We start from the raw sequence: 11,786 nt of genomic DNA, 5'->3' as shown, positions 1-11,786 counted from the left end.
TGCAGAGTGGGGCCGTGCTGGACTAAACGATCAAAGCTCCTTTACGGCGGAAGTCACTCATCGTCCTGGACCTCGACAACTGCCGGCTTACCATCTCAATGCAGTGTCGCGGTAGGGCGCTGCGTTGCGGTAAGATTCACCCCCGCATCTTGATAGCGCCGCCACGGTGCCCAAACGCTGTCGTCACCCAGTGGATGCGGCCATGCTGTGTATGCGGTGGTACATGTCCTACTCGCTATACCTGCGCAATTTTGGTTCCCCTTTCGCTCCGCCGCGGCTCTCAGATTTGTCGCCTCGATCGCCAAGAAAGCAACGCCGCGGATTGGCATTGATCTTGCGTTCCCAAGGGGCCCGGTGGAGTGCGCATCGTGCCGGGAAGACGCATCGCCCATTCCAAAAGGAGGCATCACGATGGCGTTACTGGAACGAGCCGCATGGTATGACATTGCACGTGCCACCAACTGGACCCCAAGATATGTGACGGAGTCGGAGCTCTTTCCCGATCTCATGTCTGGGGCGCAAGGCATTCCCATGGCGAGTTGGGAAACCTACGACGAGCCCTACAAGACGTCGTATCCCGAGTATGTGCGCATCCAGCGTGAGAAGGATGCTGGCGCATATTCAGTCAAGGAGGCACTTGAGCGTAGCCGCATGTTCGAGGACGCCGATCCGGGGTGGCTCTCCATTCTGAAGGCGCACTACGGGGCAATTGCGCTCGGCGAATATGCGGCGATGAGCGCCGAGGCCCGAATGGTACGTTTCGGCCGTGCGCCCGGCATGCGCAATATGGCCACCTTCGGCATGCTCGACGAGAATCGTCATGGTCAGTTGCAGCTTTACTTCCCTCACGACTACTGTCCCAAGGATCGGCAGTTCGATTGGGCCCACAAGGCGTATCACACCAACGCGTGGGGTGCGATTGCCGCGCGCAGCGCGTTCGATGACCTGTTCATGTCGCGCAGTGCGATCGAAATCGCAGTCATGCTAACCTTCGCGTTCGAGACGGGTTTTACCAACATGCAGTTTCTCGGCCTCGCGGCCAATGCCGCCGAAGCGGGCGACTTCACTTTTGCAAGCCTGATTTCCAGCATTCAGACAGATGAGTCGCGCCATGCGCAAATCGGGGGTCCCGCGTTGCAGATCCTGATCGCCAACGGCCGTAAAGAGCATGCTCAAAAGCTCGTTGATGTCGCCATCGCGCGCGCGTGGCGTCTGTTCTGCCTGCTCACGGGCTCCTCGATGGATTACGCCACGCCACTCGTGCATCGCAAGCAGTCGTTCAAGGAATTCATGCGGGAATGGATCGTAGGTCAGTTCGAACGCACCCTGATCGACCTCGGACTCGACCTGCCATGGTACTGGGAACAGATCGTTAGCGAGTTCGACTACCAGCACCATGCGTACCAATTGGCTATCTGGTTCTGGCGGCCTACCGTGTGGTGGAATCCTGCTGCCGGCATTACACCTGAGTGCCGCGACTGGCTCGAAGAAAAATATCCCGGCTGGAACGACACGTTCGGCAAAGTGTGGGATGTCATAATCGATAACCTGCTTGCCGGCAAGCCTGAGCTCACCGTTCCCGAGACGCTGCCGATCGTCTGCAACATGAGCCAGTTGCCCATCTGCGCGATCCCTGGCAATGGCTGGAATGTAAAGGACTATCCGCTCGACTACAACGGCCGCACGTATCACTTCAACTCGGAAATTGATCGCTGGGTGTTCCAGCAGGACCCCGTTCGCTACCGCAATCACCTCGCGCTCGTTGATCGCTTACTGGCTGGGCAGATCCAGCCACCCGACCTGAGGGGTGCGTTGAAGTACATGGAACTCGCACCGGGCGAAATTGGCGATGACGCGCACCATTACGCGTGGGTCAAGGCGTACTGCGACAAGCTTTACGAAGAAAAGGCTGCATGAGCGGCGATTCAATGGAGGGCGATATGGCTCTTGTCCCTGTGATTTCCAATTTTCAGTACGACTTTGTATTGCAACTCGTAACCGTGGATACCGACAATTCCATGGACGAGATCGCCGCCGCAGCATCTCATCATTCGGTGGGCCGGCGAGTAGCGCCTCAACCCGACAAGGTGATCCGCGTGCGCCGCCAAGGTAGCAAGCAGTTCTATCCGCGCAACGCGAAACTCGCCGAGACCGACATCAAGCCGATGGAAACGCTGGAATTCATCTTTTGCGATGATTGAGGGCGACATGAAATTTCGGAAAGTTTGCACTCTCGATGACCTGTGGGAAGCGGAGATGACCGAGGTGGAAGTGGATGGCCACGTGATCGTGTTGGTACGTCCCGAAGGCGGCGAGCCGCGCGGCTTTCAGGGCATTTGTCCGCACCACGACATTCGGCTCGTTGAAGGAAAATTCGATGGCCGCGTGCTGACGTGCCGGGCTCATCAGTGGACCTTCGACGCAAATACGGGCAAAGGAATCAATCCGGGTGACTGTCGTCTCGCCGAATATGCCGTGAAGCTCCAAGGCGACGATCTTCTGATTGCCGTAGAAGGCGTTCATGCGCTCTTTGCCCATTCCTGAGTCGGCAGGGGAACACAGCATGATCGTTGACAAGACCGCCGAAGCTTACCGTAACAACCGCGTGGGTCCCGTGCTTCGCGCGAGCAGCATCACGGCCGGCGTCATCGAAGCCGCGCACGAGGACAACCCCGGCAAGGTGATCCGCGTGGACGACAAGCTCGCATATGTACGCATCGACGCGGACGGCGAACTGATCCTATGCCGCGCGACGTTGGAGGAAGCGCTGGGTCGGCCGTTCAGGATGTCCGAACTCGAAGTCAATCTCAGCTCGTTCGCGGGCCGCATCGAGACGACCGACGAGTATGTGCGTTTCTACTACGAAAAGACGCTTTAAGGAAGGTCTGTCGAAGTCCTAGCATTGACGCCCGTTCAGCTATCTTGGAAGCATCGCGAATTAATTGGGTAGAAGTGTATTGTCGCAGTTCCCTGGATCTTTCAACCACGTGGAAGTCCGAATCTTCTCGAGGCGATGCGGCGTGTTGTGCCTTGGTCGGAGCTGATTTGTGCTGATCGAGCCGCATTTATCCGCGAGGCAAAAACGGACGACCACTTTTCCCGGTCGCGACGATGCCGCAAATTCGGTTTATGCAGCACAGGTTCGCTCTGTCGGACCCTGCAATGGAAGAGGCGCTGTATCGCGAGTTCCGGGGTCTCGACGGCGGCATCGTGCACTGGACCAGAGCGATCATCTGGACGCTATACACGATCACATCGACCGGCTCAAGGCAGAGACCCGTGCCAAGGTTAAGCATCCCTTTCCCATCATCAAGCGACAGTTCGGCTATACGAGGGCCCGATATATGGGTTTGGTGAAAAAATGCTGTCCAGACGACGCGGTCTGCTCTGAGCGATTTATGGATGTTGCGCAGAGCTTTGCGAAACGCTGAAGATCTGGCCGGTGCGGTCATGTGTTTCACCGGCACGGCACCTGATGGGTGACTCTGCTGGGAAATCTCAACACAAGAATGTCGTGGCCGTTCAGACTGCGATGAGTGTGGAGTCACCGCTGCGAAAACGACCTCTGCAGACCTTTTCTTAACTGGAGACAATCATGACAGAAGTCCTCAAGCCACTGAAAACATGGAGCCATCTGGCGGCCCGGCGGCGCAAGCCAAGCGAGTACGAGATCGTCACGACCAATCTGCACTACACGACCGACAATCCCGATGCGCCGTTCGAGCTCGATCCGAACTTCGAAATGGCGCAATGGTTCAAGCGAAACCGCAATGCATCCCCGCTGACTCGGCCCGACTGGAATGCGTTCCGCGATCCTGACGAGCTCGTCTACCGCACCTACAACATGCTCCAGGACGGGCAGGAAACGTATGTCTTCGGGCTGCTAGACCAGTTCTCCGCACGCGGTCACGACAGCATGCTCGCACACACTTGGGCGGGTACGCTCGCGCGCCACTACACGCCCGCCCGCTTCCTGTTCCATGCACTGCAAATGGGCTCGGCGTATCTGACCCAGATGGCGCCCGCTTCCACGATCTCAAACTGCGCCGCTTACCAGACAGCGGACACGCTGCGCTGGCTCACTCACACGGCGTATCGCACCAAAGAGCTGTCGCAGACGTTCGGCGACCTCGGCTTCGGCACTGACGAGCGGCACTACTGGGAGGACGATCCGGCATGGCAGGGCTGGCGCAATCTCGTCGAGCACGCACTCACAGCATGGGACTGGGCGGAGAGCTTCGCCGCGCTGAACCTCGTCGCGCGCCCGGCGGTGGAAGAAACCGTTTTGCGAAGCCTCGGAGTGGCTGCGCGGCACAACGGCGATACGCTGCTCGGCCTCATCACCGATGCGCAGTTGATCGACGCCCAGCGCCATCGGCGTTGGGCCGCCGAACTCGTTCGCATGGCGCTCGAGGAGCAAAAGAACCGCGCGGTGCTGACGGCTTGGGTGAGCAAGTGGGAGCCGCTCGCCGACAAAGCTATCGCGGCGTGGTGCATTGCTCTCCCCGACGCACCGGACGCCAGCGCGCGCGCGCAAAACGCCACGCGCGAGTTCAGGCGCGCCGTCGGTATATGAGTGTCGGCACGAGCCGGCGGAGCATCGAAAGCGACGTGCTTGAGTTGTCCCCATCGACGATTGCTTCGTCGTCTGTACCGACGAATGTGGGCGCCGAGAAGTCTCTACCGCAGATTCAGTCCTTGATGGTGGTCAAGACACATTCAAGCAGATGAAAATCAATCGAGAAGAGCCTGATATTCTGTAGGCAACTGAGCCGATCTCGCCGGAGCAACGGGTTGCCGGACCGGGAGCATTCTGACGCGCACCACATCCGGCGCGCTTTTTTGACCCACTATGCGATCTCTGTCGCAAGATCGTGAAGGCGCCGCCTTCGTGTCCGGATCGCGCACACTGGAGCTTCATCATGCTGAACCGGGAACAGATTGCCGCAATCCAAAACGTAACGGTAGGTTACCTCTTTGATCTCGGCGACAAGACAGTGGAGAGCGTCGGGAAACTGGCTGCATTGAACAATCAATGGACCTGCACGACGCTTGTCGATATGTTCGAACTGGTGCAAAAGTCGCTATCGTCGAAGGAGCACCGGGACTGGCTCGCGCTTCAAGACAACTTCGCTGAGCGGATGACCGAGAGGGTGCTGACGTATAGCCGTCAGGCGGTCGACATCGTGTTGGTAACACAGGCCGAGTTCGCACGAATTGTGCAGGTGCAAGGTAGCGCCTGCCGCCGTCAGGTGCAGACGATGGTGGAGGACGTCGCCAAGAATGTTCCAGTCACGAGCGCTTTGAATTCCGCGATTTCGGCTGCCGATTCTCTATGCGAAAGCCTACGGAGTGCTGGTCGGCAAGAAGTTGAAGTCGCAAAAAGTAACCTTGAGGTCGGCGCGGAGGCGTCGAAGAGCACCAAACCTGTAGCTACAAATAAAACTAGCAATTAACGGGATTGCGTCCGCAAGAACGCTTGGTTATATTGACGAGGAGTCGAGATTCGTGCGCGTAGTACCTTGTCCTCCTTGTCCTAATTCTCGCGTGCCATCTTCGTGTGGATCCAGTGCGGAGTTATGTCGGCGCCATTTGCCAGAACATCTACTGCGTCAAGTTCGGCAAACGCTTATATGCACGGCCACTCGACAGAGCGCCCTGACGTGAATGGTCCGCGCCGACGAGTCAGGTCTTTTTGGTGTCGGGGGCCAGACTCCACAGCCCTTGCTGCCAAAGATCCCTGGTGGTTGCTACATAGTCGCGTGACATGATCAGATATGACGCTGCTAGTTCGGTGCAGTCACGCGCAGCCACAGCAACATCGCAAATGGCTTGCACTGCTGCAATGTCGCGCCTAATACGCTGTAACCTCAGATCGCAATTTCGTTTCAGGGTTTCGTGGTAGCTCGCCTGCATTTGCAGGGCGAGCGTGAGAGTTGCAGCGCACAGATTGAGCGATGTAATGGGTTGTACTGTCATGGCGGATTCTTAAATGTGAAGACGCGGCCGACGCCTATGGGTCTTGAGCGAACGTTTGCCACGAACGGTGCATTTAGTATAGCCGTATCCGTCAAAAGCGCGCTTAACATGTGTCAATCAGGGGCGAGATACCGTTGGCGCCTCGAGACAATGCCGCACTGTGAAGCAGCTTGGGGACGCCTGTTCAAGCTCAAGGTGCTTAAATCTGGCCTAATCGGGTTGTTTCCTGCTGGAGTCTGCTGGGACGGTGCGAGCCGTCGGCCAATGCGGCGGCGCCAGACTGCGCAGAACGCGGCCGCCCCCGAGAGCGTTACGCAAGATCCCGCGCGCCGCTGTTCAAGGGGTGGCAATGCAACGCTAGTTCCAAACGTCGAGCATGATGTCCAACCCTCGTAAGGCACAAGCTCAACCAGCCAGACGCTGGTTTTCGTACCGCTTCGCGAATTGCTAGCGCCTTGGACGTCCTTAAAGCGGGCGCGAGTGTAGCGACCGGTGATCTGAACTTATTGGCGGAGTGCCGCACGAACATCATCCATAGTCTTCTGCGCCGGCTGACGCGTTCAGAATCGCTTGCCGTTGCTCGGCTGAACATGATCGCGGAAGCGAGCTTGTCGCTGGCCTTTGCGCTTGTCATATCACCGCATGCTGCCCGCCCCCGATGGGCGGGCAAATTCCCCCACCTGTGGGCACCTAAAATCCCCCACCTAGAGACACGCGGAGCATGACGCTGGCGCGGTCTGGCAGGACGTTACCTTACACCCCTCGAATGAAGAAAAAGAGGGGTTGTTGGAGTGAATGTCTTGAAGCCGCATCTGCAAACAACCATCGCCACGCTCATCGCCGCGGGCAAACGTCAGCGGGAGATTGCCCGGATTACGGGAGTCGACCGTAAGACGATCCGCAAGTACCAGGAGCAATTCGCGGCGGCGCAGGCAAATTCCCCCACGGTGCCCACCGGCTCCGGGCTGCAAATTCCTCCACCCTGCCCACCGGCAAAGAGCAACCAGATATCGGCCTGCGAGTCACACCGGGAGTTCATAGAGGCCCAGTTGCGGCTGCGGCGCAACGCCATGGCCATCTACCAGGATCTGGTGGACCGGTTTGGCTTTGCTGCCGGATACGACAGCGTCAAGCGGTTGGTGCGGACATTGCGCCAGCATGAACCGGCCCAGTTTGACCGGCTGGATTTCCAGCCTGGCGAAGAAGCCCAGGTTGATTATGGCGAGGGGGCCCTGACCAGGGTGCCGGGCACAAACCGTTACCGCAAGCCGCGGTTGTTCGTCATGACGCTTCGGTACTCGCGACGCAGCTTCCGCCGCGTTGTGTGGAAGTCCAGCAAACAGGTCTGGGCCGAGTTGCACGAGCAGGCCTGGCGCCAGCTGGGTGGTGTAACGCAATACGTCGTCCTCGACAATCTGAAGGAAGGCGTGATCAAACCGGACCTGTACGAGCCGGAGCTCAATCCGGTGTATGCAGCCATGCTCGCTCACTACGGCGTGGTGGCGGACCCAGCCCGCGTACGAGATCCGAATCGCAAGGGCACCGTCGAGAACGCTATCCAGCATACCCAAGGCACGGCCCTGAAGGGGCGCCGGTTCGAGTCGATCGAGGAGCAAAACGCCTTCCTTGATCAATGGGAATCGAACTGGGCGGCCAGAAGGATCCACGGCAGTACCCGTCGCCAGGTTCAGGCGATGTTCGAGGAAGAGCGCCCCCATCTGCGTGCCTTGCCGGCGCGCAACTTCGAATACTTCACCGACAAGGTCTACACGGTCTGCGACGACACGTGCGTACGGGTCGACCACAGCAGTTACGCTGCCCAACCGGCTCCCATTGGCAGCAAGGTGCTGGTGCGTAAATTTGCCCGTCACCTGGAAATCCGCAACCTCCAGACACAGACATTGCTGCGCACCCACATTCTGGCCGACAGGCCGGGAACAGTGATCCTGCCGCACGACGAGCGACCGTTCAATCCCTCCCGGGAAACGCGCCGCATCCTCGCGCAGGCCAGGACGATCGGGCCATCGGCCGAACGCCTGTGCCAGCATCTGTTCGACACCGAAGGGCGAGTCGGTCAGCGCAAGCTCTGGGGCATCGTCGGCCTGGTCCGGCGCTATCCCCGCCGCCTGATCGAATCGGCCTGCGAGATCGCAATGAGAGAAGGCATGCCCAGCTACAAACAGGTCAAGGCGCTGACCGAGCGTCTGCTGGAGCAGGCGCTGGCCGAACTGGACGCGCCCGTCCAGGGCGAACTGCCCTTGACTCAGGAACATCACCTCATCCGGGACGGCGACGACTACGCCGACCTGTTCACCCTCGGCGCCAAGCATAGCGCCGCCATGCCATCACCCAACGGAGATCTCTCTTGAGCATGAGCCTTGCCGAAATCGACCGCGCCCTGCGCGAACTGCGCCTGTCCGGCATCAGCGCGACACTGGAAACCCGGGTGCTGCAAGCCCAGGCCAGCCAGCAGCCATTCCTTGAAACCTTCTCCATGATTCTGCAGGACGAGCTCGATCGACGACAGTCCCGGCTTCTCGAACGACGCTTCCAGCAGTCCGGCCTGGACGAGCGCAAAACCCTGAGCGACTTCGACTGGTCCTTCAACACGAAAGTCCCCCGGCAGGCCTGCTTCGAGCTACACACGCTGAAGTTCGTCGCCGACAGCGACAACGCGCTGCTGATCGGCAAACCCGGCACCGGCAAAAGTCATATCGCCAAGGCTATCGCCTACAACGCCACCCTGCAGGGAATGAAGGTGCGATACGTCGAGTCCGACACCGTGTTCGCCGGCTATGCCGTGGAAACACGTGCCGATCAGGACCGGCTGCTCAAGGCCCTGGTCGAGCCCGAACTCCTCGTGCTTGACGATCTGTTCCTCGCCAAACGCATTCCCGATGCCGCGGCCGAATTGCTGCAGACACTGGTCCATCAACGCTACAAGCAACGTCGCAGCATCCTCGTCACGTCCAACCGTGTCGTCCAGGACTGGGGGCGCTACCTTCGCGACAGCACCATGGCCTCGACGATCCTTGATCGTCTGCTGCATCGCTCCAAACTCCTCGAGTTTGAAGGCAAGAGCTATCGACTCCGGGAAGCTGCTGCCAGGCTTGCCGTCACTGAGGAATCCGACGCATAATCCGCTCGTCCTGCCTGGGGGAATTTAGCCGCCCACAAGTGGAGGAGTTTGAACTGCCCATCGGGGCCGCCGCGCGAGTAAGGCATGCAGTGGCCCGACAGCGCGCGAACCGTTCGCACGCGCACTTTTGGGCGGCCTGCTCGACGCCTTGCCGATGCACGTCGACACCTACCTCGACGCGGTACGGTGTAAGCGCACTTCAGCTCAAAGTTCCGCCATGACTCATGCCATTCCACACGGGCGCGTTCGCGATGCCCGGACATGGCGGAATGCCCCGACGAGGTTCCGGCTAGCTCTACGCAACTGATGACGCCCTATATTTTTCTTGATCAACTGGGAGGACCTTCACCTCGCGTTGCCAGACCAAGATGGAGATGCTATCGGATGTTGATGAGTTTATGCATCTGCAACGATACGCGCCAGCCGTAGCGTTGCGCGGCCCGAATGCAGATATCCGTGGCGCGAGACGACAGGCTCAGCGGCTGCAACCAGATCGGTATGTCTCGCGCTTGGTGGAGCGGGTCAAGTTTCTCGAGCACCATGCCAACGTCGCGCTGCTTGCCGATCGCGCATTTGAGCTCGTTGGCTCGCCACAGTGCTTCATCTAGCACCGTGCGGCCACCGGGCATGGCGTACTTGGGGCTGACGGTGACGAAAGTGCTTGGCGTCACGAGCGGTATGTAAGTGCCGGAGGTTTCGACCTGGACCCGGTGATGCCACGCTTCGAGCTTCGTGATCAGCGGGCGCAGATCGTAGATGCACGGTTCGCCGCCCGTGATGACCACGTGCTCAGCATCTGACGCCCGCACTATATCGGCTAACGTCTGTACGCCGTACCACGCATAGCTGTCGCACGGTGACGCTTCTTTCAGACGCATCGCGCCCACGCTGATCGCGCGCTCCGGGACCATTTCCCACGTATGCTTGCTGTCGCACCACGGACAACCGACTGGACACCCCTGCAGGCGGATGAACACCGACGGTGTGCCGGTGAAGCTGGCTTCGCCCTGCAACGATTCAAAAATCTCGTTGACGGGATAGATGTCAACGGGCGGCACAGTTAGCGCCGGTACGTCACAGTGCATTTGCGCGTCTCCTCGATTCGCACTTCGACCAACCGGACGCTGGTTCCCTGCAAGATATCAGGGCCGAGCTCGGTTACCAGCCACTGCGCCACGTTTTCAGCGGTCGGATTGAAGGGCACGCCGACCACCGACGGATCGAGGTCGCGCAAGCCGACATAGAACGGATCTTCGATCCACAGCAACATGCGGTGATCCCAGTGATCCTCGAGCCAATTGCAAAGCAGTGTCTTGATCGCCCCGAAGTCGATGACGCGCCCGAGATCGTCGAGTGAGGAAGCTTCGCAATCAAAATGAACGCGGTAGTTGTGCCCATGCAGGTTCTTGCACTTGCCTTCATGTCCCACTAGGCGGTGACCGCATGAGATGTCGTGGTAACGCTCGGCGTGTAGCATTGTCATAACCCTTGTCCTCGTGCAATGGGCAGAAAGTCTTCCGATGCGGCGTCGCGATCGCGAGGAGCCACGCATCGCAATGATGGTCTGACATTAGCCGGTCGTAGACGTGCGTCGTGTAGGTGCGGAAGCGCAGATGAGCTGCTTCCTAGGCAGGCAGCGTGTTGTGCATTTTCGGCTTAGGTACACCAGTCAGTAGCGCGAAGGGATAGGGCACCAAGCCTTCGTTCGTCGCGGGCAGATGTAACAAGTCATCAGCGGCGCTCGAACGTCAGGTCTACCAGCCGGTGGCCAATGATGCCGTCCATGGCGGCATGTTCGGTATATGGTCGAAGCCGACAAGAGAACCTCATTGTGTTTGCGCGCGCTGGGAAGCGCTACGCGGTGCCAGTCGTGCACAAACGCGAAAACGCAACAAGCTAAGGTCTTATATAGTACTTCATGGTCCACATGGAATTTTCTGGTTGCAATTGGCCTACGCTTTTTTCTATTGTGGCAGGCGCAATCACATACGCCTTGATGAATGTCAACCTGCGCGTCCGACGCTGTATTACTTCCGGCAAATGGGACTCCGGGCGCCGGCATTCGTGCCGGTTCCATTCGACATGAAGAACGTGCGTCAGGCTGAGATGCGCATCCAGCATCCACGCCGACACGACCCTCACTACGCCTAGGCTGGCCTCAACGTGCACCACGCGACCGCCGCTCCGCTCTTCGACGTCTCGTACCTTGACGCGACGCCCATACAGGGGATGTCAACGGTAATGGACTTCAACTTCTTGCCCGATATGGGCAGAATGATCGCGAACTTGCTATCGGCGTAACTGGTTGTTCGCCGGCTCGCTGCGAGCAGGCCAACGCGCTGCCGCCATCATGGGCCTGTTGCGCTCACCACAACTCAATGGGCACGAGCCGCACGCCTATCTGAAAGATGTCCTCACGTGACTGCCGACCCACAAGGCCAGCGATATCGCGGCATTACTACCGCATCGCTGGCGACCGACCGCGACCAGCCACTAGTTAATCCGTCAAGGCGGCTTGGCTAGCCGCTTACGAATGCTCGCATCCGACCTGGTGATTCCCTGATCGCATCGGATCGACGGACGATCAGCGCCTTATGCACGTAACCATTGCTGGCGAAGTGGCGGTCCAGACTGGGTGAATTTTAGCTCGATCAACAATAGGCGAAGA

At 59.0% G+C, this 11,786-nt stretch carries 11 protein-coding genes and 3 pseudogenes; 11 read left to right on the top strand and 3 right to left on the bottom strand.

The genetic code is table 11. The annotated features are described in order from the left end of the window. Positions 1–411: 411 nt before the first annotated feature. The 8 genes and pseudogenes from QFZ94_RS42970 to phaP all read left to right on the top strand — a co-directional run bounded on the left by QFZ94_RS42970 (position 412) and on the right by phaP (position 5,456). Positions 412–1,917 carry a toluene monooxygenase gene (locus QFZ94_RS42970; protein WP_410852670.1) on the top strand — a complete coding sequence of 502 codons (1,506 nt, stop codon included), beginning with the start codon at positions 412–414 and terminating at the stop codon, positions 1,915–1,917. A gap of 23 nt (positions 1,918–1,940) precedes the next feature. Continuing rightward, positions 1,941–2,201 carry a toluene-4-monooxygenase system B family protein gene (locus QFZ94_RS42965; protein WP_013094441.1) on the top strand — a complete coding sequence of 87 codons (261 nt, stop codon included), beginning with the start codon at positions 1,941–1,943 and terminating at the stop codon, positions 2,199–2,201. 7 nt (positions 2,202–2,208) lie between these two features. Next, positions 2,209–2,544 carry a Rieske 2Fe-2S domain-containing protein gene (locus QFZ94_RS42960; protein WP_176112225.1) on the top strand — a complete coding sequence of 112 codons (336 nt, stop codon included), beginning with the start codon at positions 2,209–2,211 and terminating at the stop codon, positions 2,542–2,544. Positions 2,545–2,563: 19 nt separating this feature from the next. Next, positions 2,564–2,878, top strand: a complete 315-nt coding sequence (locus QFZ94_RS42955) for an MmoB/DmpM family protein (RefSeq protein ID WP_013094443.1) — start codon at positions 2,564–2,566, stop codon at positions 2,876–2,878. Between the two features lie 78 nt (positions 2,879–2,956). Next, positions 2,957–3,198 (top strand): annotated as a pseudogene (locus QFZ94_RS42950) (hypothetical protein); the annotation flags it as partial. A gap of 62 nt (positions 3,199–3,260) precedes the next feature. Continuing rightward, positions 3,261–3,483: pseudogene (locus QFZ94_RS42945) on the top strand (hypothetical protein); the annotation flags it as partial. Between the two features lie 112 nt (positions 3,484–3,595). Further along, the gene (locus tag QFZ94_RS42940) at positions 3,596–4,576 is read left to right on the top strand and encodes an aromatic/alkene monooxygenase hydroxylase subunit beta (protein WP_410852663.1); all 981 of its coding nucleotides are present in this window, start codon (positions 3,596–3,598) and stop codon (positions 4,574–4,576) included. A gap of 346 nt (positions 4,577–4,922) precedes the next feature. Continuing rightward, on the top strand, positions 4,923–5,456 hold the full coding sequence (gene phaP, locus QFZ94_RS42935) for a TIGR01841 family phasin (protein WP_410852664.1): 534 nt from the start codon (positions 4,923–4,925) through the stop codon (positions 5,454–5,456). A gap of 229 nt (positions 5,457–5,685) precedes the next feature. Here phaP and QFZ94_RS42930 read toward each other — a convergent pair whose 3' ends face one another. After that, on the bottom strand, positions 5,686–5,979 hold the full coding sequence (locus QFZ94_RS42930; RefSeq protein WP_410852665.1) for a hypothetical protein: 294 nt from the start codon (positions 5,977–5,979) through the stop codon (positions 5,686–5,688). Between the two features lie 791 nt (positions 5,980–6,770). On the opposite strand from QFZ94_RS42930, the gene istA reads away from it, so the two are divergent. Beyond that, positions 6,771–8,348 (top strand): IS21 family transposase, encoded by a 1,578-nt coding sequence (gene istA / locus QFZ94_RS42925; protein WP_429455387.1) that lies wholly within the window; start codon positions 6,771–6,773, stop codon positions 8,346–8,348. Positions 8,349–8,350: 2 nt separating this feature from the next. Beyond that, positions 8,351–9,118, top strand: a complete 768-nt coding sequence (gene istB, locus QFZ94_RS42920) for an IS21-like element helper ATPase IstB (protein ID WP_429455436.1) — start codon at positions 8,351–8,353, stop codon at positions 9,116–9,118. 377 nt (positions 9,119–9,495) lie between these two features. Here the strand turns inward: istB and queE are convergent, their stop codons facing one another. Next, on the bottom strand, positions 9,496–10,131 hold the full coding sequence (queE, locus tag QFZ94_RS42915; RefSeq protein WP_410852666.1) for a 7-carboxy-7-deazaguanine synthase QueE: 636 nt from the start codon (positions 10,129–10,131) through the stop codon (positions 9,496–9,498). A 47-nt stretch (positions 10,132–10,178) separates the two neighbouring features. Beyond that, positions 10,179–10,601 (bottom strand): 6-pyruvoyl trahydropterin synthase family protein, encoded by a 423-nt coding sequence (locus QFZ94_RS42910; protein ID WP_410852667.1) that lies wholly within the window; start codon positions 10,599–10,601, stop codon positions 10,179–10,181. A gap of 810 nt (positions 10,602–11,411) precedes the next feature. Here QFZ94_RS42910 and QFZ94_RS42905 point away from each other — a divergent pair. Next, positions 11,412–11,615: pseudogene (locus QFZ94_RS42905) on the top strand (transposase domain-containing protein); the annotation flags it as partial. Positions 11,616–11,786: the final 171 nt, after the last annotated feature.

Source organism: Paraburkholderia sp. JPY465, assembly GCF_050436725.1.
Taxonomy (GTDB): domain Bacteria; phylum Pseudomonadota; class Gammaproteobacteria; order Burkholderiales; family Burkholderiaceae; genus Paraburkholderia; species Paraburkholderia youngii.
Note: the sequence above shows the minus strand (reverse complement) of the source record. Positions and strands in the feature narration are given on the sequence as shown.

Excerpts from the sequence above, each read along its gene's own strand:
- QFZ94_RS42970 (WP_410852670.1), top strand. The coding sequence starts at position 412 with ATGGCGTTACTGGAACGAGCCGCATGGTATGACATTGCACGTGCCACC.
- QFZ94_RS42965 (WP_013094441.1), top strand. The coding sequence starts at position 1,941 with ATGGCTCTTGTCCCTGTGATTTCCAATTTTCAGTACGACTTTGTATTG.
- QFZ94_RS42960 (WP_176112225.1), top strand. The coding sequence starts at position 2,209 with ATGAAATTTCGGAAAGTTTGCACTCTCGATGACCTGTGGGAAGCGGAG.
- QFZ94_RS42955 (WP_013094443.1), top strand. The coding sequence starts at position 2,564 with ATGATCGTTGACAAGACCGCCGAAGCTTACCGTAACAACCGCGTGGGT.
- QFZ94_RS42940 (WP_410852663.1), top strand. The coding sequence starts at position 3,596 with ATGACAGAAGTCCTCAAGCCACTGAAAACATGGAGCCATCTGGCGGCC.
- phaP (WP_410852664.1), top strand. The coding sequence starts at position 4,923 with ATGCTGAACCGGGAACAGATTGCCGCAATCCAAAACGTAACGGTAGGT.
- QFZ94_RS42930 (WP_410852665.1), bottom strand. The coding sequence starts at position 5,979 with ATGACAGTACAACCCATTACATCGCTCAATCTGTGCGCTGCAACTCTC.
- istB (WP_429455436.1), top strand. The coding sequence starts at position 8,351 with ATGAGCCTTGCCGAAATCGACCGCGCCCTGCGCGAACTGCGCCTGTCC.
- QFZ94_RS42910 (WP_410852667.1), bottom strand. The coding sequence starts at position 10,601 with ATGACAATGCTACACGCCGAGCGTTACCACGACATCTCATGCGGTCAC.